Origin of the sequence: Leptospira yanagawae serovar Saopaulo str. Sao Paulo = ATCC 700523 (assembly GCF_000332475.2) — a bacterium.
GTDB lineage: Bacteria > Spirochaetota > Leptospiria > Leptospirales > Leptospiraceae > Leptospira_A > Leptospira_A yanagawae.
In genome coordinates, this window is record NZ_AOGX02000024.1 from 39,211 (window position 1) to 65,317 (window position 26,107).

A 26,107-nucleotide genomic window follows, 5' to 3' on the forward strand; every position below is an offset into this window, starting at 1 on the left:
TTATTCCGTAAGGTCAGTGGTTGTCCCATCCAATGGACGTTTTCTAAAGCGATACAAACGTACTCTTGTCGCTTGCGCAGAAGGTGAATCGCCAAAACTGAAATTGGTAAGATTAACCGATAAATAAACTGATTGGTCATAAAATGTGAGTTGGTTGTTTAATGTCAAACCACCAGGCAAAGCCCGTAAATTCATGCTATATCCCAATCGGTATTCCCAATTGTGAAGGTCCATCTTTAGAGTCATCATAAACCGATTGATATTGAAAACAGTTTTTTGCCTTTCATTTTGGCCTTGTGCCCCAGTACCCGCAGCAAGGTCTTCCCAAATCGTTGTTTGGTCATAGTTTGTTCCAGTTTGAGAAGTATACAACTCTGGGCTCGTATTCATTGCATAAAATTGACCTTGTGCTAAAGCCGTTAATCTCCAAGGTTCAGTGACCCGAGAATCTAATTCAAGTTCTACACCAGTATATCTTGTTACCTTTACATCTGTTTTAAAGAAAAATCGGTAACTGTCTAAAAAGCTATCTTTATAAACATGATACCATGTAGATCCGATTTCTAAACTTCGGAAAGCACGAATGATTGGCCAAGAAAATCCACCCATTTTATATGAAAGAGTTAAGTTGTTTGATAAAGAACGATTTTGAGGTGTATGATGCACATAATCATTGTTAATAAATAGACCTGAATAGAAATTTCGTTTTCTTTCAAGTAAACTAGGCCTTCTTGTTGTAAATCCATCAACAAAATCAAAGAATCCACCCACTCGAACCACAGTATAATACCAACGTTGCATATTGGTAAGTCCAGGGTTATAAGTAGAGGAAAATTGACGTAAATCTCGAATGGTGCGAACAGAAATGTCCCAGTCATTTAAAGCATAACTTTCTAATGAAACTTCTGCTTCATGTTGGCGTAAGTTTCCTAAAATAGGATCTTTTGCTTCTGCTTTGTCTGCATCTAATCTACGATAGGTGGTAGACAGGAATATTTCCGGAATACCCATTCTGACGGTATGTGATTGGCGTACATATTGGTAAGATTGTTGTTTGAGAAGTGTCGCATACGCTCGGTTCACGTCTCGGTCTGGTCCGTTTAATTCACTTCCTGAACCAGGAAATTCAACAGTTTGTTTTGTGGCTCCCATATAAACGGAAGGAGTAAACGAAACATATGTTCCCATGGCAATGGGAGAACGAAGCCCAGTTTCCCCGATCACATTTGTTTGGGATCGTAATACATAATCCTGAAACTGGCTACGCGGATCCACAATCCCGTTGATTGGATTAACTTTCTGTTGTGGTGGACCATAAATACGATTGATATTGGTTTGGAATAACATATCCCAATAAATTGGACTTGCCGTCCCTGGAACAAGGCCGATGTTACTAGAATTTCTGATCGTAACCGCAGGTAAGGTATCTTGGGCTGCAAAGTACTGGTTTGCTTGGATTTGATAGATTAAAGTTCTACTCATGGAAATTCCAACACTCAAATCTCCACGGTTTTCCGTATAATTGAAGTTCCAGTTGAGTAGGTTTCGGATCAAACCAAATCGAACATCTCGAAACGTATATAGAGATTGTAAGGAATTAGAAGGTTGGTATCGATTTCCAAATTCGTAATCAAACAATCGATTGCTATAATTTTCATACTGTACTTGAAAGTTTCTAGTATAGTCTTTTGAAAAATCATTAAATTTTGCATTTAAACGAAGGTCAGCTTTCCACCAAGGATCATAGTTAACGCCTGTGTTACGATAAGGCAAACCTGAATTCGGAAATAATTCTCCTCTATCAACATTATTGGTGACGGCAACATTCCCAATTCCTAAATTTTTAAAACGATCTTCGTAAACAGGAGTTATGGCATTGTTTTTATAATTCGCATAACCTAAATTAATATTGTAGTTGATGATAGGAGAGAGTTTCCACATCTCCAATTGTGTTGCTTGGCCAGTTTTTTCATACACATCAAAACGAAACTTATATCCATTTGCTAAAAATAAACTATTGGGATAAGAGTCAGACCATTGGTATGAGTTTTGCCAAAAATAGCCTTGGGAATTATTTTTACCAAACTGAGTTGTGACACCGTTTCCAGATTCTGAATTGTAAAGAATCGGAAACATAAAAAGTGTTGTGCCCCCAACTTTATAAGATACCCACTGTGCTACAACGGTTCTATCATCATGAATGATGATTCGTTTTGCTTGGAATGATTCATGTGGTAGTTCCGCATTACAAGCTGTGAAGTAACCCATTTCCAAAAGGTAACGTTTCTCATCCAAACGTTTGATTTTCTGACCGATGAAATGGGAAGGAAACATACTCAATTTAGAATTATAAACAACACCTTGGTTTAACTTTAGATCATAGATCATCCGATCTCCTATGACCTTTGCGTTTCCATCTTTGTATTCTACTCCACCCTCGGCATATATTTCTTGCCTGGTGGCATCGATGGAAACGGAATCCGCAACAAGTTCTCCTGCTTTGATTTTGACTCGCACCTTCCCACGTAAAACAAGGACTCCACCTTTGGTTTTATCGATATTTAGAAGTTGCCCTTCCGCAGCATTTTGGATTTGAATGGGTGGGCCTTTTTTTTGTTGGGAACTGAGAAGGCTTTCTGGTGTTAACGGTTGTTCTTCGGGTGGCACTAAAGCTTCCCTTAGTCTTTCCCTTTTGCTATAAATGGTTCCTGTTGGATTTAGTCCTAGGTTGCGAAGGTTGTCTTCTACTTCCCGATCTGTCATCGCGTCCACGGATTTTCGCACAATTCCACGTTGGATTTGTGTTGTGGTTTGTTTTCTTTCTTCTTCTTGTTGGTTTTTTGCGGGCAAATTTTGGTCAGGAAAGAGTAATTTTAACCCATTGGTATCTTGTGCCAGAATTTCCATTCCGATGAGCAAAGAACAAATGGGGATGAGAAAACGTATGGATTTTTGCACAGCGGGCTTCGGAAGTATAGAACGAGAGTTTTACACCTATCGAAAAAATCAATGGAAAACCAGGGAGAAATTCGGGGCAGTTTCTCCGGTATTCTTTTAAAAAAAGAGGTTGCATAAGTGACTTGGGAATGGACATAATCAAATGGCTCGAATCTGTGGGCATAGGTGAGTTTTGAATGGCGAAAACCTACTCTGGAGAAAGGATCCCCGGTACTTTGCGTTACACTCTAAAAATTAGAGAGGGAATCGAAGAACATTCTGTCCAAGTCCCCGAGCCCTCAATCCAAATCCTCACGGATGGATTTGGTCCAGAGGAAAGTGCGAACCGACTGGCATTAGCGCTTCTGCTTGATTTTACGAAAAACCCTCAAATTTCATTTGCCCATTACAAAGACTTTAATTTTTTTCTAGCAGGTCTTTTATCAGAAGACAATTGGATGTTACATTCCAATCGCATTGAACTCTTTTTTAAGATGATCGAGTTACCCAAACAGGAAAAAAAGACAGTATTATCTGGCAAACTGTAACGAATCGTAGGGATTAGGAGACTGGTTTGACGATAGGCAAGGTAAAGATCCAAGCCGATTGGGAGTCGTCTCTCCTTAAATTTCCTTTGTGTTCTGCAATGATACTCCTAGTCACGTCCAATGAATTCATTTGAGAGATACCCATCATCATATCTTCTCCCCCATTGTCTTTGATTTTGATTTCCACAAATTCATTTCCGTTTTCTTCTTTCATGGAAAGGGTCAATGCAATTTTTCGTCCGATGGAATCTTCTCTTGTATTCACACGAAGCCTTGCATCTTGGATGAGATTCAGTAACACCTGTTTGATCTTTTGTGGTTGGCAATAGACATGAGGGATGTCTCCCGTTTCCAATTCGCATTGGATGCCTTCTTTTAAAAAGTATTGGTGTAAGAAAGAACGAGTATCACTTAAGATGCTGATCAAATTGGAATAAGTCCACTGGGAATTGGTCGATTGGGAATACGATACTAAATTTTTTACAATTTTGGCAATGCGTTCCGATTCTTCTGAAATTTTGTCTGCTTTTTCTTTTAAAGAATGATTTGCCGTTTTTTTGGCTTCTAAAGCAATCAGATCAGCAAGATTTAAAATCGAAGTCAGTGGGTTATTCACTTCATGAGAAATCCCTGAAGCAACAAGGGCAATGGTTTCCCATTTTTGATTTTCAGCAAGCCTGCTTTCGACAACGCGAATGTGTTTTTGCACTTGAGATTTGTAAATGGCCATTTCGACTGAGATGTACAAATCCCGACTGTTAAATGGTTTGATTAAATATCCAAATGGTTCTGTAGTTTTGGCGCGGTTGATTGTGGCTTCGTCGGAATACGCTGTGAGGTAAATGACTGGGATTTCTTTTGTTCGTTTGATCCTACCTGCGATTTCAATCCCATCCATCGGACCATTGAGCATGATGTCCATCAATACCAAATCAAAATGTTCGGATTCAATTTGTTCCAAGGCATCATTTGCTTCCGACACGTAACTTGCTTGGTAACCATATTGTTTTAACGTGGAACAAATATTAATGGCAATGATCCTCTCATCTTCAACGACGAGGATTTTTTTTACATCCGTTTCTTTTTCTGTTCCAACCATTGTTGTCATTGTTTTAGATTACCAGTCCTAACAATCAAACAGAATAATTTCAGTTTGTCAACAGAATCCAGACAACAAATCTCTGTCTTGTGACAGTGGATTTAAATGAAGCTCAAAAGGAAGTGGTACTCACGAAAGATGGACCCATTTTAGTCGTGGCTGGAGCAGGAACTGGGAAAACCAATACTCTTGTACACAAATTAGCCCACCTCGTCAAAACAGGTACAAATCCTGAATCCATTCTCCTGCTTACCTTCACAAGAAGGGCTGCAAAGGAAATGCTTGGAAGAGCTTCCGGGATCCTAGACCAAAGGATGATGTCTGTTAAAGGGGGAACCTTCCATTCCTTTTGCCAACTGTTTCTGCGTCGGTATGGGAATTCAGCATCAATCCTTCCAAATTTTTCCATATTAGATGAAGAAGACACAATCGGTTTTGTTGGCATGGCAAGAGACCAAGTGGTCACACCAAATACAAAACTTCGATTTCCCAAAAAAGAAACATTGGCAGAAATGTTTTCTTCTAGTTTTAACCTACAAATTTCCTTGGAGAAATTCATCCAAAAAGAATACCCAATGTTCATTGGGCAAACCAAAGAAATCCAAGAAATCAAAAACAAGTTTAACGAACTCAAACGTAAACATAATGCACTCGACTTTGATGATTTGCTTGAAGTAACGAGATCAATTTTGATGTCAGATGAAGTCATTCGTGAAAAAATGGCATCCCTTTACCAATACATTTTAGTTGATGAGTACCAAGATACAAATCGTATCCAAGCACATATCGCTTGTTTGCTTGCAAGTAAACACCAAAATATCCTCGTTGTGGGAGATGATGCTCAATGCATTTATGGGTTTCGTGGTGCCAATGTTAGGAATATGTTGGATTTTCCGAAAATTTTTCCGAAAACGAAAATCATTCAGCTAACAGAAAACTATCGAAGTGTACAACCTATATTGGATGTAGCCAATTCGGTTTTAGCAGGCAGTAAGGAGAACTATAAAAAAAATCTTTTTTCTATCAAAACTAAAACTCTTGAAAAACCGTTTTTGGTGAAATTAGAAAACTTGGAAGAAGAAGCGGAATGGATTTCTTCGCTGTTTTTAGAATTGTATGAAAATGGAAATTCATTTTCCGAAATGGCAGCTTTATTTCGTGCGGGATATTCCTCCCATCTCTTAGAAATGCAATTGACGGCAAAAAAAATCCCTTACCGCAAATATGGGGGAAAACGATTTTTAGACTTAGCCCATGTAAAAGATACAATCGCTTATCTAAAGGTGATAGAAAATCCAAATGATATATTGTCTTGGAATCGTATTTTATTATTAGAAGACCATATTGGAAAAAAATATGCCAACCTCTTATACAAACAATTGGAAACCAATTCATTTGACTGGCAAACGGATCCTCAGTTCTTTTTAGGAATCCCAGAATCAACCAAACTTTCGTTTCTAAAATTATTAGAATGTTTAGAAATATGTCGGTTTGGTCAAAAAACTCCAAGTCAAATCTTAGAACAAATTTTGGCGCATTACCTTCCCATCCTTACATCCAATTACGATGATGCAGAAAAACGAAAACCAGATTTGGAAGCTCTCGTTTATCTTGCCAAAAAAGAAACCAACGTAACCGAATACCTCTCACAACTCGTTTTAAATCCTGTTGAAGGTAAGGAAATTGGATCCGACGAAGATTCTGAAAATGAATTTGTGACCCTTTCCACAATCCACTCTGCCAAAGGACTGGAATGGAAATTTGTAGTGAATATGCAGATTGTCGAAGGTGTATTACCCAATCACAGGATCAAAACCGTAGAAGAATTAGAGGAAGAACGTAGGTTATTTTACGTTGCCATAACAAGGGCAAAAAATTCACTTTATCTAACCAATCCTTTGACAAATGAGAAAAACCGATATACTTCTGTTAGTCGTTTTATTTCGGATTTACCGAATGAAGGAGAATTGTTTACAAAACTTTGTCCAATACAAAACCAAAACGTAATCAAAGAAGGAAACGAGCGAGAAAAAGATGGAGGAACTGATCCTTTTCAATCCATACAAAATTACTTTTTGAATTGATTTATTTTTTTATGTCTGTCCAATAGAGACGGATTTGGAGTATTTATGAAATTTCACTGGCAATCAATCCTTTTAGGATTCCTACTCGCAACCATCTCTATGAATTGCGCTTCGAATGATACAAAAGAATCGGCAGATTCCAAAGGCCAAGAACCAAAATCAAATTCGAGAAGTGCCAATTTAGAAGACCCTGAAAAAGGTGGGAAGAAGTTTGGCTGCATTGAAGGCAATTGTGTGAATGGTGTTGGTAAGTATGTTTATGACAATGGAGACATCTACACAGGATCCTTTAAAAATGATGTGAGAGATGGTGCTGGAAATTTTTTATATGCCGATGGTGAAAAGTTCAACGGAACCTATACCGAAGATAAAAAACAAGGTCCAGGTGAATATCACTTCAAAAACGGTGATAAATACGTTGGTGAATTTCAAAATGGCCAAATCAATGGAAAAGGAACATATACATTTAAAGATGGCAAATCCGTATCAGGCGATTTTAGTTCGGATGGCCAAGAAGGCATTGGGGTTTTATTAGAAGAAGGAAAATCCCGAAACTGTAAAATTTCGGGAAGAAAACTTCTCTGCGAATGAAAGACCGTTTATAAATGGCAGTTTGGTTTTTTACCAGACTGCAAAGCCGTTTCATACAAAGCCATTGCTTTTGGCATGGCTTCATTCAACTGTTTCATTCTTGTTTCATCCGAAGGGTGTGTGGACAAAAGTTCATTCGGTTTGCCAGAACTAATGGCACTCATGTTTTTCCAAAGATTGACACTTTCTCTTGGATCAAATCCTGATTTAGCCATAATTTCCAATCCAATTAAGTCTGCTTCTGTTTCGTGTTTTCTCGAAAAAGGTAATAAAACACCAAACTTCGCACCCATTCCAAGAGCTCCCGCAACAGCAGGTTTTCCCATTGATTCTAACACTTTGAGACCACCGGAAGTGAGTTGGTTTTGGGACACCCTTTCATTTCCATGGCGGGCAATGACATGTCCAATTTCATGACCAATCACAGCAGCTAACTGGTCTTTGTTTTTTGCCACAGAAAACATACCCGTAAAAACTCCAATTTTTCCACCAGGTAAAGCAAAGGCATTGGGTGTATTGTCTTTGAAGACAACCACTTCCCATTTAGTGACACCCGTTGTGTCAGTTGTCACTTGCAATTGCGAATCCACTATGCAATTCACATAGGCATTCGTATTGGATCGGTTATCAATTGGAGTTTTGGATTTCATATCCACAAATGCTTCGTTACCCATTTCATTCATTTGATCATCTTTTAACAGAATGATTTGTTTTCTGCCAGTTGGTGACGTACTACAATGGTAGAAGAAAGTGAAAGTCAATAAAAGAATCAAACTTCGATTCATGAGGTTTCCTTTTGGTAAAATTGGTCTAAAAATGGAATTATATCGGGAAAAGGGATTGGTTTCGATAACCAATAGCCTTGGATTTCATCACATTGGTAGGATTGTAAAAGCTCAAGTTGCTCTAACTCTTCCACACCTTCAGCCACAACCGAGTATCCTAAATCATGTGCCATATTGATGATGGAGACCAGTAAAAAACTTTCTTTTGATCCAACATGGACATTGTTTAAAAATGACTTATCAATTTTAAGTATGGATAATGGTAATTTTTCTAAATAAGATAACGAAGAAAATCCTGTACCAAAATCATCCAAGGCAACCTTAACTCCAATATCAATTAAGTTGGATAAAATTGGTACTGTTTCAGAAAGGTTTTTCATCGCTAAACTTTCTGTTATTTCTACTTGTAAAGAAGCATACGGGATATTCCTTCTTTTGTGTAAATCTACAATCCAATGGAAAATATTTTGGTCGTAAAATACTTGCGGGCTCAGGTTTACGGCGATGGAAATCGGGTATCCTTTTTTGATTTGTACCTCTTCTATGACATTGGCTGTTTGTTCTAAAACAAATCTAGTGATTGGAACAATTAAACCTGAGTCTTCTGCAAGTGGTATGAATTCAGCCGGAGAAACCATACCCCTCTGTGGATGCCTCCACCTAACAAGCGCTTCCCAGTGACCAATTTGATTGGACTTTAGATCAAGAATGGGTTGAAAAAAAACAGATATTTCATTTTGATTGAGAGCTTTTTTTAAATCATTTTGGATTTCCAATTGGAAATGAATTTTTTCCTGCATGGCTTGGTTAAATACTGCCACCGTCCCTACTTTTTGGGATTTTGCATGGAACATAGCAATCTCTGCATTCCGCAGTAGAACATCTGCTTCTTTTCCACCGAGTCCAAATGCCGAGATCCCACAAGAGGCAGTTAAATAAATTTCGTATCCTGCAAGAGGGATTGGGTCTCCTAAATATTCAAACAATCGATAAGCATAATCAACAGCTTCCTCTATCGATAAAAGATGATTCATTAGAATGGAAAAATTATCAGCACCTAACCTAGTTATGATGGCATCTTTATCAGAGAATTGTTTTAACTTTTCAGCGAAAATGATTAATATTTGATCACCCGCTTCATTACCCAAAGAATGGTTGATCCTTTTAAAATTGTCTATATTGATGCAAAATACAATCGGATATCCGTCTTTTTTGATATTATAAGTGAAAATTTTTTGTTCGATTCGAGCAAGATACAATGCTCTGTTAGGTAAACCTGTTAGATTATCGTAAAATGCATCATGTGTTAACTGTTCTTCTGCTAACTTACGATCTGTGATATCGTGGTGGATGGCAATGTATTGGAATACAGATCCATCAGTACCAATAAAGGGAACAATGGTAGTATCCACCCAAAAAATACTTCCGTCTTTTTTCGTATTAAGGATTTCTCCACGCCAAACATTCCCCTTGTGAATGGTTTCCCAAATCTTTTCCCATTCCTCTTTGGATTTATTTTGACTCTTGAGAATTCGATGGTTTTGTCCAAGTAACTCAAAACTTTGGTATCCCGTGGCTTTTGCAAATGCATCATTTACATAGGTGATGATGCCATTTGCATCGGTGATGGATACTTTGTTTGCTTGGTCTAAAGCAAATTTTTGTAACTGGATTTCTTTGAGAGATTGGTATAAAAAAGTTTCTGTTGTGTTTTTTTCTTTTCTATAGACAAGTTCCCTTCTTTCCCTTTCCAATACTTCCGTTAAACGCAAAAGAGTTTTTCTATCGATGATATCGTTTACACCTGACTTCATGTATGTTAGGTTTTTATGAAAGTCCTCAGGTTCGCTTAATAATATCACAGGGATGTCTAAATTTTTTTCATTTAGAAACTTTAGATAATGAGGAATTTCTAATTGAAAGGGAGCGTGGGTGCTACAGATAATGGCATCCCAATCTTCCTCTAAAACGGTAAGTTCAAAATTCTGTAATGACTCTACCACTCTGTATAGAGGACTGAGACCATTGGCCTTCATCTCCCGTACTAAATCAAAAACGCTACTTGAGTCGTCTTCTAAAATTAAAACACTGATTGGACTTGCCATTATGAATGCCGGACCGGCTTTGTTTCCTAGAAAACTGTAAGGAAAAAACTAAAAATCTCAACCGAAAAAAGATTCAAAATTTTCCTTTAATTTCGTCAAATTGGTCAGTGCACCCGAAGGTTTTTGAAACAAGTTATATCCGTAAGGAATACTTAGAACAAGAGTTACGTAAACTCCTTCTAGGAATGAGTGACTTAGAATACAAAGATTTAAATGACTATGATAAAGGTGGATATGATGGATTCAACCAGGCAATCACCTTAGTCTTAAAAAAACTACAAAACTAGGGTTTTTTCTAGTAAATTTGTCTTCCTGACTCCCAAGGGAGGAGTTTCTACAAAAATTCTTTACAAAATTAGATGAAAAACAGATAGTATACGTGCCAGTAGGAAGTTCAATGAATTTCACAACAAAACAAGTTAAAAATCATACAGTTGTTACCTTAGAGGGTTCCCTCGATATTTATTCTGCACCCGCACTCAAAAAAGAGCTTCATAAAATTATAGATGATGGAGCAGAATCCGTTGCAATTGATATGATCAATATTAAGTTATTGGATTCTTCCGGAATCGCCTTACTTGCCAATTTGCAAAAGAAACTCAAGTCTGAAGAAGGTCAATTTTTCCTTTTGAATGTGAGCCAAGATGTGATGGTAATCTTAAAACTTTCCAGTTTGGACAAATTTTTCACGATTTTAGGCAGCGAAGGCGAACTTCCTTAAACATTTCCATTTCCATTAGAGCCGAAAGAATTTCACTTCGGCTCGGGCCACTGGATTCTCCTCTGCCGATGGAAATACCCAATCTCCACTCTGATTTTGGTTCCATTGGTTTGACTCACCCGCAATGCCACTTCCTATTCCCAATTTGATTTTCCCTTTTTTGGGATTGGTAGACCGCACGGATACAATCAAGTCGTAGGGAACATTGAGTCCAAAACTACCCAATTTGAGATTGGCAAGTTTTCCTTCGATGAGAACCTCTTCACAGACAACTTCCCTCCCATCTCTCAGTTTCACTTTCAATTTGATCGGAAGGTTGTTTTCTTGTTTTTCCGCGATTGGGCGTTTGTTTTGGGTTGCCACTTTGGTTTCTTCCGCCACTGGTGTTTCCGGTAGGAGTGGTATTTTTTCTTCCGAAACAACTGCAGCTAAGTTTTTGGTTTCTTCTTTCGAATCCTCTAATGAGAGTTTGATTTCATCTTTGATTTGATTTAATTCTTTTGTTTCTTCTGTCGTTAAATTGCCGGTGGATTCGGTTTTGAGAATTTTTTCGATGATAACAGGTTTTAGAACTAAGGTTTTTCCTTCTTCGATATTTTCAGCCGCTTTTGCATCCCCTAATTTATTTGCTTCTTCTTTAGAAAAGGCAACAAGGGATTTGTTTTCTTGGTAAAAATTTCCAATGAGTAACAATCGTCTATTGGCTCGAATTGCGACTTCTTTATTTTCCTTTTGTTTTACGAGTTGAATGTATTCTTTTACGGCGTTGGAAGTTTTACCAAGTTCCTCCATAGACCTTGCTTTGATATAAGATTGATCATTGGTAAGTACTGGTAAACTTTCTAATGTGCGAAGTGTTTCTTCGTAATCTCCACTTTGGAAAAGTGAATAAGCCAATTCTTCCGGTGATTTCTTTTTAGATTTTAATTCTTCTTTTTTCTTTTCGCCATCCTCTAAAAAACTAATCAGGAGCGAAGCATTTTCGGAATAATGTGAACCAGGGAATAAATCGATGGCTTTGTTTAACTTAACAAAAGCCTTCTCTCGTTCCCCCGTCATCACAAGGCAATAACCATGATGTAATAATGTGAAAGCCATCTCATCGGATAAGGTGGATGTGATTGACTCTTCCAATTCTTGGTATTTTTTTGCAGCGATTGGATATTTCCTAGTTCTTTCCATGTAAAAAGCGAACTGCAAACGAATGATTGTTTTTTGTTGTTCTTCTAACTCGAGTGGTGACTTTAAATTGAGAAATCGAACCGTATTGATCACAAAAAGTCCAAAACGATCTTTCCAACTCATTTTTAAATCCATACCTTCAGTTTCGGAATTCATAATTCCAGATTCCAAGATATTCACTTTCACTTCTGTCATGTAATCATCTTTCGATAAAAACATTTGTTTCAAACGTTCTCGCAAAGTTTGCGAAGAAAGTTCATAATTCATCAGTTGGTCACGCAAAATTCCAAATCGTAGTTCCTGGAGTTTTACGCTGACGATGGCATCAGAGGCCAAGGCAAAAAAACAAAATAGGAAGCCAAAAATTGAGAATAAAAAAAACTTTTTCATTCCGGTACATCAAGGACAAGCATTGTTACATCATCCTTATATTCTTCATGTTTTTCATCCAAAACTGCCATAGCTTTTTCAACGATTTCTGCGTTTGTCAAATGGATGTTTTCTAATACAATTTCTGTAAACCTCTCTAAACCAAAAAGTCCACCTTCTTTGATCGGGGTTTCCACAACACCATCTGTGTATAAAATGATTTTATCTCCTGGAAGTACAGGAAAGGATTCTAAGGTATATTGGATATCATCTCCCATTCCAAGTGGTGGCCCAGAACTATCGATAAAACGCACTTCCTTTGTGGAAGGTCGAATGATAAATGGTGCATTGTGGCCAGCATTTACAAACTTCACCACACCAGGTTCATCAAAAATAACAAATACACCTGTTGCAAAAAAGGATGCTTGTAACCTATTGGCTATTACCTCTCCCAATGAATTGATTGCGTGAATGGGAGCTGGGTTTTCTTTCATGATCGATTGTAAAGACATCGCCATAACAACCGTTACAAGTGCAGCAGAAACTCCATGACCAGAAGCATCTGCTAAGAAAAATCCATAAAAATTTTGTTCAGGGACATGGAAGTATTGGTATAAATCCCCTGATACTTCTCTCATGGGTCTGTATAATTTACCAATGTTAAACTTTTTATACTTTTTAACTGATGGTAAAAAAAGTTCTTGTACTTCCTTACCAATTTGAAGTTCTTGGTTGATTTCTTGGTTTAGTCGTGTAATCGTTGTTACTTTGTTCTGGATTTCCTCTGCCATGAGGTTAAAGGAGTTTCCTAAACTATCTAACTCATCATTACTTTTAAAATTCCAATTCACCCTTGACTCTAAATTACCGGTTGCCATTTCTTTAGAAGCGACTTCCAATGCGCCAACACGTTTAAAGATGGCACGATAAACCAATATAGCAAATATGATATGGAAAAAAACTCCCCAAATCACAGCATAACCCACTTGTATGTACAATTGTTTTAATCTGTCTTGGATGGATGAAATATTAAAATGAGTGAATAAAAAAACTTCCCTACCATCGGACAATCGAATTGGTAATAAAAAGTTTACTGTGAAATCAGATTCATTTAAATCCAAACTGTAACGAGCTTTGAATAAATTGCCTTCTTTATCGGAAGATACTTCTTTTGTTTTTTTTAAAACAGTTTCAGGTATGGAAATTTTTGAAAGATCAGATTCAGGTTCCGATTGGATTGCCTTTCCTTCTGTATCAAAAAAAGAAAATTCTGTGATTTCGTAAAGTTTGAGTGTTTTTCTGAATACCTCAAAACTTTCGTCTCTTTCACCAGTGAGTCCAATCGTTTGGATGTCGGTGAGGATGGTATTTGCCAAATTTTCCGATTGGAATTGGAAGTTCTTTAAAAGCAAATCGGACTGATTTTCAAATATCATCACGGTAAAAAAGATGATATTTAAGAAGGCTAAGAGAGAATAAAAGAGTCCAATCTTAAAGCGTAAGGAATTCGTCGTTTTGGTTTTGCTTTTGTTCACGGCAATTACTAGTATTGTCGATAATCAAGTGATAGAAATCTATCACAAATTTGAGATTTTCCATTGGTTTTAAAGATCCACATAGCAAAGATTTATGAGTTTGGACTCCCGATTTTCCTCAGCGGAATGTTATTAGTTTTTCAGTCCCTCTCTGCTGATAAAATACGATTGAAATCGGGGGAAGTACTGAATGGAAAGGTACAAAATGTGACCCCGACCCACGTCGAATGGGTGGACCAAGGGAAAAAATACAAATTTCTCAACGAAGAGGTTTTGGGAATCGATGTGGGGTATGATGGATTGCCAACTTGTGCCGATTATAAAACCTTCGGAGTCGAAGACTGTGATTTGATCCTCACACGTCTCAACAAAACCAATGCCAGTTTTTCCAAAAAAAGTAGCCCGTTAGAACTGGAAACTGTTCCCTTAAAAAAAATTTCAAACCTAAAGGTCACTGCAGAATCAGGCCTTCCCGTGGACCGTTACATCCAAATTGGTGTTAGGGGAAAATGGAATTTTAAATCCAAAGAAGTTTCAGGACTATATAAGTCTCTGGATCGGGGAAAGATGACGATTGAGACCGAGGATAAACGATTAGAGACTGCCGATATTTTGGAATTTGTTTCCTATGAATACCAAAACAAATCAATCATTGCCAAAGTAATCAAAGAAGAGACACCAAAAGTGATTCCTGGTTACACTTCCATTTCAGAAAAACGATATGGGAAAGCTATTTTTCTATTTGGAACAGCCCTTGTCTCGGGATTCGGGATGGCATATGAGTACAATATGTCCGTAAAAGCAATCAACCAAGACGTTGAATACATACCCACTGGTGACGGGCGCGTTTTTTTAGTTTCGAATACACTTGGAAATGATCGTTATGATTTTCATAGACAAAGATTTACGATGTATGCCGCTGTGTTTGCATCTGTTTTAGCATATAGTTTCCTCGATAGTTTTTACTTAGGCCAAAGGGATTCAGGGAAAGAAAATTCCCAAGCAGTCTATATGAAACCAATTTTGGATTGGAGAACCAACTCTTATTCCATCTTTACAACAAAAACACAGTCTTATCCGAATGAATCTCTTCATTATGGTTTGAGTTTTGAAACTTCATTTTAATTGCACATGGAATGAGTTAAACTTGCACTTTTCTTAAAAATAAATTTTTTAAATTTTGTTTGAATCGTAAAAAATTCCATTGCAAAAGGAATAAAAAAGGAATTGATTCCAGTTGGCACATCACTCCACAATTCCCCTCTTCGTTTTCCCGACTCCATAAAATTTTGCCTGGAAGTCCCGAAAAACAATTAAGTCCAATCCATAAATCAAAAATGGCCTCTGTATTTTTAGGAAAATTTTGAGAGGTAGGGAGATAAAACATATTCGCTGTGATGTGAAAAATCGCTGAGTTTTCTTCTTTTTCACCTACATGCATATCCACTGAACTAAATAATGGAACCGCAAGCATCCGATCCCTAAAAAAATACGGATTGAGAATCCCAACAAAAAAGAACATCAATGATAATACAATTGGATACATCACAAATAATGCAAAATAATCTTGTAAGATAAGATCTGGAAACTTTCTAGAAATCCATTCCGGTGATTCATACAAAAGGTAAATTGATAATATTCCTGGTATCAAAAAAAATATTGTTAAGATCGTATGACGTAAGTTAGGGTACTGGAATAACCGAATTCCTGATGTGGAAATATGTTTTTGTACATTTTGAATCCAACCTTCATGTCGGTTGTGCCGACTCAAAATTTCATACTCCTCCATACTCATATCCATCAGTTTAAGGATCTGACCTGGGACAAGGATTCTCGATTTGGCAATCGTAAGTTCCAACATAAAAAACAAGGTGAGGATACAAATGGGTAAAATGACAAGTAGGTCAATTTCTTGGAACAATGAAAGGTTATAAAGACCGTGGATGAAAACACAGACAAAAAATCCGGTGATTAAATTTCCCCATTTGAATACAGGGTTTTTGTGAAACAAAAACATCATCGTAAATGCACCCACAAGTCCCCCATTCATCATATGGATGGGCAGGGCTGTGATGGAACGTAATACTTGGGACCATAAACCAGTATTGATAAAATACAAAATGTTTTCCACAAGCCCAAATCCTCCACCAAGGACAAGGCCATAAAAGATGCCATCGGTTACGGTGAACTCATCTTGGTTTTTACTAAAGAATAAATAGATCCCGAGTAATTTTGCAAATTCTTCAACGAAGGAAGAAAGAAAAAATGAATTCCAAAGAACACCAACGTTTGGTAGGAAATGTAAAAAAAGAGCTTGGATTGCAATGGCAAATCCTGCGCTGAACAAAGAGAACGCAAGCGCCGTGTATTGTAAAAATCCTTCCGTAAATCGGTAAAAATGAAAGCGATAAAAGGAATAATAAAATGCCAAGGTACAGATATTGATTAGGAAAATGACCAGACTTGGAATGGATATTTGTATGGACATTTACTTAATTAACGACAAGTCAAATTCGGAAAATGAATCAAAACAACTGATTTTAGTGCACTAAACCAATCGTTTGACTGCTTTTCGTAAACCTTCGATCGTGAGGGGAAACATTGGTACGACATCTTCAATCGCTTCAATGGTAAGTGCTCCCCAAAATCGTTTTGGTTCTGGGTTTAACCAAATCGAATCAGGAAAATAACCCACAAGTTCTTTCAAACATTCCAAACCACTTTTGGCTTTTTTCTCCTTCTCTTCCTTGGTATGGGAATGGTAGGCATAGATATTGTATGGAGTTCCCAAAAGTTCGTAGGGGGCCATATAGGCATCACCCACAAAAATGAGTTTTGTGTTTTTGCGAAATTTTTCTTCAAAATGTTTTAAGGAAATTCTGGATTGAAACTCATGATTTTCATAAAGGTATTCATGAAAGATATTATGAAAGTAATAGTGGTGCACTTCCTTAAAATGATACAAACCCCGACTGGCACTGAATAGTTGGCTCACCCTGTCAGAGTGAGGTGTCATACTGCCTCCGATATCCATGACAAGAACCAATCGTAATGAGTTTTTCCTTTCCCTTTCTTCAACGAGCTCAATTTCACCGCCATTCTCACAAGTTTTATCGATGGTTTTGTCAACATGTAACTCGCGTTTGCCTTCTTTTTTCAAAAATCGAAGTTCTTTTAACGCCACTTGGATGGAACGTGTGTCTAAAATTTCATCTTCTCGGTACGCTTTGTATTTCCTTTCATTCCAAATACTTACCCCAGAACGATTGCCTTGCCCTTCTGTATTCCCACCAATGGAGAGGCCATTCGGATTGAATCCTGAGTTTCCAAAGGGACTTGTTCCTCCGGTCCCTACCCATTTACTGCCGCCATCATGACGTTCTTTTTGTTCCTTAAGGCGTTTTTTTAATTCCTCAATCACCTCATCCATACTCATGTTAGGTGCATTATCTTTTTGTTCAGGAGACAGATCTTTAGGGACGTTTTCTTCTAACCATTCAAATAATAAGTCACGAAACTCGATCCTTTGTTCTTTCCAACTCCCAAAGGTTTTTCCAAAAGCAAGGTCATAGGCATCATAATGTTTTAAATCTTTTGCAAAATTGAGTCGTCCCACACGGTACAATTGGTCTAAACTGATGTAACCAGTTGGATCGGTGAGTTTTCTGATTGTTTCTAAAAACGCGATGAGTTCCCCTGTGGAACAAGGAACTGTTTCTTTTCGCAGGTTGTAAAAAAAATCCAAAAACATTTTAGTTTAAGTACACTCTGTAATCTTCTTCTGATTTAAATAAAGTGCCTGCAAATGGGATTTTACTTGATTCCAATGTCTCACCAGAAACCAGCAAAACTTGGATCCAATCCAGTAATTCACTTGTAGACGGTTTTTTTCTAAGGCTCTCAATTTTACGAATGGAATAAAACATGGCGAGCGCTTTTTCCATAAACTCCGTTTCGATGGATGGGTAATGGGCTTTTATAATTTCTTTCATGGATTCACGTTTGGGAAACTCAATGTAATGGAAAATACAACGCCTTAGAAACGCATCTGGTAACTCTTTTTCATTATTGGAAGTGATGATGACAATGGGTCTTTCTTTTGCTACTATGTGTTCCTTTGTTTCTGGGATAAAAAATTCCATTTTGTCTAATTCGAGTAAAAGGTCATTGGGAAACTCAATGTCCGCCTTATCGATTTCATCGATGAGTACCACTGATTTGTTGGGTTGTAAAAATGCTTCTCCGAGGGCACCTAACCGAATGTAGTTTTTAACATCACGTACACGGTGCATTGCTTCTTCCTCGGGAAACCTTGAGTCATTTAGCCTGGAAACAGCATCATAAAAGTACAATCCTTCCTTTGCTAGGCTTGTGGATTTGATATGCCATCGGTAAAAAGGCAGTTTTTTGGATTCGGCAAGGAAACTTGCAAGGAGAGTTTTACCGGTGCCTGGTTCCCCTTTCAAAAGGAGTGGGCGTTTTGTGATCTCTGCCACTTGAACCGCTTCTTTTAAGTCTTCTGATAGGATATAATCTGCCATGTCTTTTCCTTTTGGACTCCAATCTTTTTCGAAAAACGGGGGAATCTACTAAAAATTGCTTTTTGAAAGAAACTTCTCTTCCTATAGTGAGAAATTGGAACGATAATAAAACTATGGGCGATTTCGATAATACCAAACGAGCCATTGGCGTTGGCAAACTGGACGATTCTCAAAGAAAGGATATGTTCAATAAGTTTAAAAGCGCAGGTGGCGAAGTCATCAAAGAGAAAACTCCTGCTAAGGAAGATGACGGAAGGAAAAGTCGACCTGAGCCAAAGGTCAGACAAGGCACCGTTTCCCGAGGTGGGGATGAAAGTCGTTCTGGAAGTCGAGGGGCGGGTTCTGCAGCAGGAAGGAGTCCTTCTAAAGATGATGCCAATGCTACAAAATCACAAATTGATTCCAAAGCCCAATATGAAAAAGAGATCAGTAGCTTTACCGCTCGTTTTTCCATCAAACTTAAATGTTGGTTAGCCCGAGTCACACCATTTGGATCCAGTGATCTCACCCCTAAGTTCATGCATGATTTTTCCATTCGTGCCAAACAAGCCCTTATCGAATTACAATACAGTGGCAATGAGTTACTCGCAAACCAACAGTATTCACCTCAACTCAGTAAAGCACTCGATCGCATCAATCCCCTTCTCGTTGAATTACTTGCTATGGGTCAAAAACTATACAATGGCCCTGAGTTAACAGACATTACAGAGCCCATCATGACCGCACCTGAGTCTCCTGTGGCAATTGAAAGGGTAAAAAACCAGATTTATTCTTTGTTTAAAAGGATGTACATCCTTTATCCATACCAAGAAACATTAAAAAAATCTTTTTCTCAGGCCTATGACGAATTACAGAAGTTAGAGGGGAAACCTGCCCTCATTTATGCCAATAAAAAACGTAAAGTATTACAGGAAATTGATACTTTGTTTGATGGTTTTTTTGATCGGTTGTATCTTGTGGTCATAAGGGCTGAAAACAAAAATATCCCACTTATTTCTCGTTATATGGAAAACCTATTGGGTATTACACCTGAAGAAAAACCGGGGCAACGTAAATCTGGCGAAAATGTTCCTGGTGGCAAACAGGTAGAAACCAAAGAAGAAAAAGAAGCAGAGAAAGCCGCCAAGGATGAAGAAAAAAAGGAAGAAGAAATACCTTTATCCAAAGAACAAGCTTACGGATTACGTTTGATGCAGATGTATTCCATTCCTAAGTTACGTAAAAAATTTGATCCAAAAAATGAATATGCAAATATTCCAGATGCGGACAAAGCCTTACTTTCTCTATTTTATTTTTATGAATTTGATGATGAATACTCTTTTGTAATGACCACAAAAAAAATCGATATCAAACCTGGTTCGATTAACGGTGTAAAAGTGGACTATAGGCAAAAGATGTTAGATATATATGAAAGTACTCGCACCATCATTGACCAATTTCGCATTTACCATGATATTTTAAGGGAATTAGAAAAACATAAAGCAAACCCTGGTGCCAACTACATCGAAGCTTCCAAAAAACTGACTGGGATTGAACAGAAAAGGACAGGACAATCTAGGACAGTTCGTATGGCCATTAAAGACTTTAGTTTGAAATCGAGAGATGCGCTCCTTACCCTCATCAAAGATATGAAGGGTAAAAAGGAAATTGTCGCGAACATGAACGATGTTTTAACTTTGGATTCCATGGAGTCGAGGAAGCGACTGAATAAGAAACCAGTGAAACAATGCATTATGGAAGCATATTGTTACCTACTTGCCCTCCATGACAGAATTGAAACCGGCGACCTTTTTGGTGGACTTGTGGAACTCACACCTGAACAGATGAAATCATCCTTTGGGGTTGATATAGAAACTGCAAAAGAATCAGATTCTCCCGATGCATCTGAACTGGATGGAGATCCAAAATTGGAAACTTCTGCTGAAGAAAACAAATCGGCGGCTCCAATGGCAACGGATGAGAGTTCTTCTTTGGAAGAGCAAACAAATGACAGTTTGGATGATCTTTCTGATGATGACATACTACCCACAGGAAATCCTTTTTAATGGCAGTCATCAAAATCGCAATTTACCAAAAGAACCTTCACAAACGATTCACTCCTGACGAAATTTCTAAAATCCAACAAAGTAAGGCTCATTTTTTACTGCTTCCGGAAGGGTATCCCCATTTTTTCCAAAGTGCCAATCCTTCCGATGCCTCAAAACACGAAAAGGAATACCAAGACCACCTTTTAGAAATCTCAGAAAAGTTTTCAGGTGTGATCCTTGGTGGTAGCCACTACCGAACGAATGAGGAAGGAAAATTGGTTTCTGCCCTTCCCATTGTACAATCGTTAGTTCTTGTTGATTTTTATGAGAAAAAGACACCAAATCCAGAACTTGATTTAGGTACCAAACCTGGAACAACGGAGTCCATATTCATTATGGGTGGTTTACGATTTGGAGTGTTACTCGGAGACGATTTAAATAATCAATCCATTTGGGAAGAATTCCAAAAAGAGAATATCGAAATTATTTTCCATCTGGATACCTCTCGCAATGAGAGAACCTATGAAGATGACCTAAATTTTTACGAAACTTTGGCAAAAACAAAAAACATCCACCTAATTAGGGTATGCGGACCTTCTGATAGCATTCCTGCACGAAGTTTGTATGCTTCTCCTTCTGGGATCAATTGGAAGGTAGGTAAAGTGGAAGAAGACAAAGATGTTTTCAAAACACTTTCCGTTAATGTGATGAGAAGTTATTTACTTTAGAAAAAATTTTTACTTAGATTTTTACTGGTTTGAAAGTTAAATACAATATTTAGAAGTATCATTGTAGTTTTAAATGCAAACCAATGCAGGTTTCCCTTTGGTAAGAACTCCAATGCCAAAGGGACGAAAGGGAAAGGTGTAACTGAGTAAATTCGTTTCTTTGGTTATTTTTTATCCATCTCTTTCCAGTCCATGGTAAAGAGTAAAATAACAATTCCAATTGAAACACAAGAGTCTGCGACATTAAATGCAGGCCACCTGGTAAAGAGTAAGAAGTTTGGCCAATCAAAATCCAAAAAGTCAACAACTCCTATGAATTCTATCCCTGGTTTTTCCGGTGTGAATCCAAAACGAAATCCACTCCCAGGGATTTTCACAAAAAACTTATCAATAAAATTTCCGAAGGCACCAGCCATTACAAAATTCCATCCCCATACATTCCCTAAATCTGAGTTTTGCCATCTGTAAAAGATCAAAAATACAATCGCAAATCCTGTCGCAAAGAGTGAAGGTAAAGCATTGTCTTGGAAGAGTCCGAAAACAAAACCTGTGTTAAATGTAAGAGAAAGTCGAAAGAAGTCACCAAGGACTGGGATACTTTCGTCTGCAGACATTTTTATAATGATGATGTATTTTGTAAGTAAGTCTAAAAATAGCCCAAAAGCAACAAATGCCAAATAACCAGGCTTAAATACTGAAAAAAAGGGAGTGTTTGGTAATTTCATAAAGATGGTGTTTGAATTTTTCCGTTTATTTTTGTTTCCAATAACTTAGACTCGATTTGGCAAGTGACCAAAAACTAAGTCCTGATAGTATATAAAATATTATGCTTGGTTCTTTCCAGAATTTTTCCGCATAATACATTCCAAAAAAGAAAAATAATGACCCGAGCACACCAAAAGTGAAAATTTCTTTCAATCTAAGTTCATCAGTTTTTATGAGGTCCTGGTTTGTAAATTCGCCTCGGTTCCATTTGTAGAGGAACTCATTTAGTTCTTTTGGCAAAGAAAATAAACTGGTTAAAAATTCTTCCCCTTCATCCTTCCAAAGGCGTTTGAAGCTACTACCTTTTAATACAATTTGGGAAAAAGGTTTTTCCGCGTATTCAATCATGGAACGGGATGGATCTAAATAAGAGGAGTTTCCAAGTAATAAGGCGAGCACTCGGTGCAAACTTAGAAAATTTGGTGGGAGTTTTAAACTTGATAAAAGTCGTTTCAAACTGACTTGAATTTCTTTTAAAAATCGTAAGTCTTCACCAGGTTTTAAGGTATCAAAACTTAAGTTTCGGAAGTGATTGGTATCGGCTAGTATTCGGTTTAATTTTTCTAGGGAATACTTTACAATTTGTGTTAATTCTTCTTTGGACAAGGAACCTGTTACGGCACCTAGTGCTACCAATGATTCCGATACGAGATGGTAGTCTTTGCGCATGGCTCCTACTAAAATTCGTTCCAAAATTTGAGTTTCTTCTTCTGAAATGGATTGAACAGCTCCAAAATCAATCAAACAGAGTTCTCCCGTTTCCATAAATATCAAATTGCCAGGATGTGGGTCAGCGTGAAAAAAACGATACTCAAAGATCATTAGGATATAGGCTCTGATCAATTTTTCCAACTGAGGACTTCGTTTCGTTGGTGTTAAATCTAACTCCAGTTCGTAAATTTTTTTCCCTTCCACAAACTCAGTCACAAGTGTATGGCGGTTGCAATATTCTTCTACGGGATTAGGAATGTAAAAATCTTTTTCAAGTGCAAACAATTGTTTTAGGATTTTTAAATTTTTAAGTTCGGATCTTAAGTCAAGTTCCGCATGGATCATCGATTGTAATTGTTCAACTACTTCTTTACCTGAAATTTTTACAACAAATCGATCCACAAACCAAATCACTTTTGATATCGTCTTTAAATCGGATTTTGCTGTTTCCTCGATGCCAGGGTAAAGAGTTTTGATGGCTACTTTTTTTTCTTGGTAATAACCAATATGGACTTGTGCTGTTGAGGCGCTGGCATAAGAATTTGTATCTAAAGAATCAAAAATTTGGTGTAACGATTTACCATAATCTTTTTCCCACCTAGCATTGATTTCATTAAAATCTCTTGGAGGGATTTTATCCTGTAAATCTTGTAACTCCCATAAGTATTCTTCTGGAAGGATGTGGAATAAATTGCTAAGGAATTGACCAATTTTGATGTAAACACCACCTAATTGGAAAAAAAGATGTTTGGTTTCGATCCCTTTCTTTTTTAGAAACTGGATTCTTTTTAATTGGTAGTTTTCTTTTGATAGAATACGTTTTGAAATTTTTGATAAAACGAAGTATTGAAAATAGGTTTTGATTACAAAAGAATAAATGGAAATCGAACGATTTTGTTGTGTCTTCATTTCGAAAACCTATAAATGGATTCAATACTTTCTAATATTTGCACATTATCTCCGATGGTTCCTTCCATATGTTCTGACTCACCTTGGATCACACTCACAATTTCAGAATAAATACCTAAAAAGGCATTGGAAACTTCTGGTTTAGGAAATCCTTTTGGAACAAAAGACTTCAAACTGTGAAAACCTTTGTACAATCGAGAAGGCATGGCTTGAAAGAATTGGAACCCATCATTGGAACAAATGATACGATGAGAATCGGTATGAAGATCAAGTTCAAATTGGAAGTAATCACGCCCACCTGATACATCCAAACAGATTTCCACTTGGTTTTGTGTTCTAAAATTTGCAAAAGCTCTTGTTTCCACGATTCCTTTTTTAGGACGTTCCAAGGAAGAATGGATGAGTTTGGGTTTTCCAACTAACCAGTGGATTAAATCGACAGCATGTGTTCCGTCATGCAATAATGGTCCGCCACCAAACTTAGAAAATGCGATGCCCGGGTTTTTCGCTGAGGTAAAAACCGAAGCTCTGATTGATTTCAAATCTCCAAAACTTCCTTTTTCCAATTCCTTTTTGACAAATAAATAACTGGGATGGTATCTCCTCTCGTGGTTGATCCAAAGTTTGCATCCTTTTGCTTTTGCCATTTTTTCTAACGATTTTGCTTGTTTTGCATCCATTGCCACAGGTTTTTCGATGAGTATATGTTTGATTCCAGATTCCATACATTGTTTTGCAAGAAATGGATGAGTTGGACTGGGAGTGGCTACAATCGCTAGGTCCACTTTCGGAAATTCAAATCCAGGAGGTAGTTCCGTTGGCAATCGATTTGTTTTTACCTTCCAAGTATTTGCAAATTCATCACAGACATCGGACTTTGTATCATATCCAGATACAAAGTTGAAATTCTTTTTCCCCCAATGGGAAGAAATCACTCCCATATGAGTGCATGGTTTTTTTCGGTATGGATCTTTTTCTAGTTTAGAGGCAATCCTTCCTAAGCCGATGAGAATCACATTGATTTTGCGAGGTTTCATGTAAGTTTTTCTTTAAAATCTATCTTTCATCCGAAAATCTGGCTTAGAAGCTATGATCGCACCATTTGAATATTCCCTGTCAACTATTCTAAGTTTGTTTTCCTCGAAACCTGATTGGGAAAATCCTTCGAACCCAAAATTCCAATGGATTTCCACCTCTTCAAGAGAGATCAAAAAAAATACAGTTTTTGTCCCCTTACGTGGAGAACGAGATGGTCATGAGTTTATTTTGGATGCTTTAAAAAACGGTGCCACAGGTTTTTTATGTGAACCCAATCACCCCATCCTTAAGGATTTACCCATAACTGAACATAAAAAAGCCATCTTTGTGAAAGATACTCTGCAAGCATTAGGAACTCTAGCAAACTACCACAGAAATCGTTTTTCACCTGTTCTCATTGCCATCACCGGCTCTTCTGGAAAGACCACAACCAAGGATTTGTTAGGTGGGCTTTTTGGTTTTTTAAATCCAAAATCACTTGTTGTTACGGAAAAAAACTATAATAATGAAATTGGGGTTCCGTTCACTTTGTTTCGGATCACGGAAAACACCCGAGTTGTCATTTGTGAAATGGGAATGAACCACAGAGGCGAAATCAAAAAACTTTCGCAAATTGCGGAACCTACCCATGCTCTCATTACCAATATTGGATCTGCTCATATTGAAAACCTGAAATCCAGGAAGAATATTGCGGAAGAAAAAATTGATATCATCTCATGCCTTAGAACCGGAGGCGTTCTTTTTGTACCTGACGATTTAGAATTTTTAGAACGTGCCAAGGTAAGGACAAAACAATCCAAACGAAACCTTGTGATCTGGAAACATTCCAAACAACCTGAACTGAAAGTGAATTCTGTTAAAAAAAATGGATTCATCCTTTCTTGGAACAATGAATTGATCCCATGGAATATCCCAGGACAAAAATTGTTGAGCAATGTGAGAGGAATGCTTGCGGTCGGAAACTATTTTGCCATTCCTAAAATCCATATCTTAAAAACAATTACTTCCTACAAAAGTCCAAATAAACGTTTAAATATCTTAAAAGGATATTATACCATCATTGATGATTGTTATAATGCGAATCCAGAATCTATGTCTTCGAGCATAGATGCCTGTTTACAATTTGCAGAGAAGAAAGAGATTGTATGGGTTCTTGGAACCATGAAGGAATTAGGTACATTTTCAAAGTACTACCACGAAAAGATTGGAAAGGAACTAAATCAAATTGGAAAAGGAATTTTACTTGGATTAGGTGAAGAAACTCTTCCGATGGTAAAACAAGTTAGGGGAAGTAAACATTTTTTGGAAAAAAATGCGCTCATTCATTATATCAAAACAGAAATTCCAAAACAGAGTGTCATCCTCGTAAAGGGTTCACGTTCGATGAAAATGGAAGAAATCGTATCAGAACTCCAAACATTTAAAGGTTGAA

Annotated in this window: 21 protein-coding genes; 9 read left to right on the forward strand and 12 right to left on the reverse strand. The window is 37.4% G+C overall.

The genetic code is table 11. From position 1 onward, the window contains the following. Positions 1–2,907: an LPS-assembly protein LptD gene (locus LEP1GSC202_RS11855; protein WP_083930028.1), complete on the reverse strand. Its 2,907-nt coding sequence runs from the start codon at positions 2,905–2,907 to the stop codon at positions 1–3. A gap of 227 nt (positions 2,908–3,134) precedes the next feature. On the opposite strand from LEP1GSC202_RS11855, the gene LEP1GSC202_RS11860 reads away from it, so the two are divergent. Further along, on the forward strand, positions 3,135–3,485 hold the full coding sequence (locus LEP1GSC202_RS11860; RefSeq protein WP_015678169.1) for a hypothetical protein: 351 nt from the start codon (positions 3,135–3,137) through the stop codon (positions 3,483–3,485). A gap of 13 nt (positions 3,486–3,498) precedes the next feature. Here the strand turns inward: LEP1GSC202_RS11860 and LEP1GSC202_RS11865 are convergent, their stop codons facing one another. Further along, the gene (locus tag LEP1GSC202_RS11865) at positions 3,499–4,593 is read right to left on the reverse strand and encodes a response regulator (RefSeq protein WP_015678316.1); all 1,095 of its coding nucleotides are present in this window, start codon (positions 4,591–4,593) and stop codon (positions 3,499–3,501) included. Positions 4,594–4,673: 80 nt separating this feature from the next. Between LEP1GSC202_RS11865 and LEP1GSC202_RS11870 the strand changes: the two genes are divergently transcribed. Next, positions 4,674–6,668: an ATP-dependent helicase gene (locus LEP1GSC202_RS11870; RefSeq protein ID WP_015678000.1), complete on the forward strand. Its 1,995-nt coding sequence runs from the start codon at positions 4,674–4,676 to the stop codon at positions 6,666–6,668. Positions 6,669–6,713: 45 nt separating this feature from the next. After that, positions 6,714–7,259 carry an MORN repeat-containing protein gene (locus tag LEP1GSC202_RS11875; protein WP_015678129.1) on the forward strand — a complete coding sequence of 182 codons (546 nt, stop codon included), beginning with the start codon at positions 6,714–6,716 and terminating at the stop codon, positions 7,257–7,259. Positions 7,260–7,267: 8 nt separating this feature from the next. Here LEP1GSC202_RS11875 and LEP1GSC202_RS11880 read toward each other — a convergent pair whose 3' ends face one another. After that, the gene (locus tag LEP1GSC202_RS11880; protein ID WP_015678297.1) at positions 7,268–8,044 is read right to left on the reverse strand and encodes a M48 family metallopeptidase; all 777 of its coding nucleotides are present in this window, start codon (positions 8,042–8,044) and stop codon (positions 7,268–7,270) included. Continuing rightward, positions 8,041–10,149 (reverse strand): GGDEF domain-containing phosphodiesterase, encoded by a 2,109-nt coding sequence (locus LEP1GSC202_RS11885; protein WP_015677990.1) that lies wholly within the window; start codon positions 10,147–10,149, stop codon positions 8,041–8,043. Before LEP1GSC202_RS11885 ends, LEP1GSC202_RS11880 begins: the two co-directional genes overlap by 4 nt. A gap of 107 nt (positions 10,150–10,256) precedes the next feature. Here LEP1GSC202_RS11885 and LEP1GSC202_RS11890 point away from each other — a divergent pair, with 107 nt between their 5' ends. Both LEP1GSC202_RS11890 and LEP1GSC202_RS11895 read left to right on the forward strand, forming a co-directional pair. Continuing rightward, entirely contained in the window at positions 10,257–10,436 is a 180-nt protein-coding gene (locus tag LEP1GSC202_RS11890; RefSeq protein WP_039929030.1) for a hypothetical protein, read from the forward strand. Positions 10,437–10,546: 110 nt separating this feature from the next. Continuing rightward, complete coding sequence (locus LEP1GSC202_RS11895; protein ID WP_015678390.1) at positions 10,547–10,870, forward strand: STAS domain-containing protein; 324 nt, start codon at positions 10,547–10,549, stop codon at positions 10,868–10,870. 15 nt (positions 10,871–10,885) lie between these two features. On the opposite strand, the gene LEP1GSC202_RS11900 is transcribed toward LEP1GSC202_RS11895, so the two are convergent. Continuing rightward, positions 10,886–12,442, reverse strand: a complete 1,557-nt coding sequence (locus LEP1GSC202_RS11900) for a tetratricopeptide repeat protein (protein ID WP_015678103.1) — start codon at positions 12,440–12,442, stop codon at positions 10,886–10,888. Next, complete coding sequence (locus LEP1GSC202_RS11905; RefSeq protein ID WP_015678349.1) at positions 12,439–13,956, reverse strand: SpoIIE family protein phosphatase; 1,518 nt, start codon at positions 13,954–13,956, stop codon at positions 12,439–12,441. Before LEP1GSC202_RS11905 ends, LEP1GSC202_RS11900 begins: the two co-directional genes overlap by 4 nt. A gap of 126 nt (positions 13,957–14,082) precedes the next feature. Here LEP1GSC202_RS11905 and LEP1GSC202_RS11910 point away from each other — a divergent pair, with 126 nt between their 5' ends. Next, on the forward strand, positions 14,083–15,081 hold the full coding sequence (locus LEP1GSC202_RS11910; protein ID WP_015678339.1) for an LB_137 family protein: 999 nt from the start codon (positions 14,083–14,085) through the stop codon (positions 15,079–15,081). A gap of 16 nt (positions 15,082–15,097) precedes the next feature. Here LEP1GSC202_RS11910 and LEP1GSC202_RS11915 read toward each other — a convergent pair whose 3' ends face one another. The 3 genes from LEP1GSC202_RS11915 to LEP1GSC202_RS11925 are packed head-to-tail and all read right to left on the reverse strand — an operon-like array spanning position 15,098 to position 18,497. Continuing rightward, a complete protein-coding gene (locus LEP1GSC202_RS11915; RefSeq protein ID WP_015678400.1) occupies positions 15,098–16,444 on the reverse strand; it encodes a PrsW family glutamic-type intramembrane protease in 1,347 nt (448 codons plus the stop codon). A 60-nt stretch (positions 16,445–16,504) separates the two neighbouring features. Further along, positions 16,505–17,707: a vWA domain-containing protein gene (locus tag LEP1GSC202_RS11920; RefSeq protein ID WP_015678409.1), complete on the reverse strand. Its 1,203-nt coding sequence runs from the start codon at positions 17,705–17,707 to the stop codon at positions 16,505–16,507. A 1-nt stretch (position 17,708) separates the two neighbouring features. Then, complete coding sequence (locus LEP1GSC202_RS11925) at positions 17,709–18,497, reverse strand: AAA family ATPase (RefSeq protein ID WP_015678032.1); 789 nt, start codon at positions 18,495–18,497, stop codon at positions 17,709–17,711. A gap of 113 nt (positions 18,498–18,610) precedes the next feature. Between LEP1GSC202_RS11925 and LEP1GSC202_RS11930 the strand changes: the two genes are divergently transcribed. Together LEP1GSC202_RS11930 and LEP1GSC202_RS11935 are read left to right on the forward strand one after the other, a co-directional pair. Further along, on the forward strand, positions 18,611–20,542 hold the full coding sequence (locus LEP1GSC202_RS11930; protein WP_015678162.1) for a hypothetical protein: 1,932 nt from the start codon (positions 18,611–18,613) through the stop codon (positions 20,540–20,542). Next, a complete protein-coding gene (locus LEP1GSC202_RS11935; protein ID WP_015678324.1) occupies positions 20,542–21,252 on the forward strand; it encodes a carbon-nitrogen hydrolase family protein in 711 nt (236 codons plus the stop codon). The genes LEP1GSC202_RS11930 and LEP1GSC202_RS11935 overlap by 1 nt, the downstream gene beginning before the upstream one ends. 164 nt (positions 21,253–21,416) lie before the next feature. Here the strand turns inward: LEP1GSC202_RS11935 and LEP1GSC202_RS11940 are convergent, their stop codons facing one another. From LEP1GSC202_RS11940 to LEP1GSC202_RS11950, 3 genes are read right to left on the reverse strand one after another with little or no spacing between them, the layout of a single operon-like run. After that, a complete protein-coding gene (locus tag LEP1GSC202_RS11940) occupies positions 21,417–21,977 on the reverse strand; it encodes a lipoprotein signal peptidase (RefSeq protein ID WP_015678144.1) in 561 nt (186 codons plus the stop codon). A gap of 25 nt (positions 21,978–22,002) precedes the next feature. After that, positions 22,003–23,637, reverse strand: coding sequence for an ABC1 kinase family protein (locus LEP1GSC202_RS11945; RefSeq protein WP_015678250.1), 1,635 nt, complete (start codon positions 23,635–23,637; stop codon positions 22,003–22,005). Next, positions 23,634–24,674 carry a Gfo/Idh/MocA family oxidoreductase gene (locus tag LEP1GSC202_RS11950; RefSeq protein WP_015678329.1) on the reverse strand — a complete coding sequence of 347 codons (1,041 nt, stop codon included), beginning with the start codon at positions 24,672–24,674 and terminating at the stop codon, positions 23,634–23,636. Before LEP1GSC202_RS11950 ends, LEP1GSC202_RS11945 begins: the two co-directional genes overlap by 4 nt. A 94-nt stretch (positions 24,675–24,768) precedes the next feature. Here LEP1GSC202_RS11950 and LEP1GSC202_RS11955 point away from each other — a divergent pair, with 94 nt between their 5' ends. Next, on the forward strand, positions 24,769–26,106 hold the full coding sequence (locus tag LEP1GSC202_RS11955; RefSeq protein ID WP_244147720.1) for a UDP-N-acetylmuramoyl-tripeptide--D-alanyl-D-alanine ligase: 1,338 nt from the start codon (positions 24,769–24,771) through the stop codon (positions 26,104–26,106). Position 26,107: the final 1 nt, after the last annotated feature.